1 protein-coding gene is annotated in these 394 nt (G+C 40.4%); it reads right to left on the minus strand.

Features of this window, described 5'->3' with window-relative positions; translation table 11 throughout:
• Nucleotides 1-394 (minus strand): hypothetical protein (locus EOC83_RS33120; protein ID WP_206516582.1); only part of this gene is annotated, 394 nt, incomplete at both ends.

The following is a 394-nucleotide window of genomic DNA, read 5'->3' on the forward strand; positions in this document are numbered from 1 at the left end:
TACGAGTCCTTCTGGCCCATAGTGCGTTTGTCATACCGACATAAGGCAACATAAGCATCATATTTAGACATACCAGCCCATTCACACAAGTTGTTGGGACAAAAAATTTGACCTTCAAAGGGAATGTTCAAAATTTCCCCAATGGTTTTGGTGTTTAACCGAATGGTTTTTCCCTTGACTCGAGACACTAGCACATTTCCATCTTGGGTGAGATTACAATAGAAGACCCTAACTAAATCAGGATAGACAGGACCTTTGTAACCAATAAATTCTTCAACATGTTGGGCTTTGAGCAACTCAGGAAATTGAAAGGCAGAAAAGGAATTCAAAGTACCATATTTTGGAATGATGAGTCTCTTGTTAGAGTACAGTGTGCGAAACCGGCCTTGCACAT

This window comes from Mesorhizobium sp. Primo-A (assembly GCF_003997175.1).
In the GTDB taxonomy this organism is placed as follows: Bacteria; Pseudomonadota; Alphaproteobacteria; order Rhizobiales; family Rhizobiaceae; genus Mesorhizobium; species Mesorhizobium ciceri.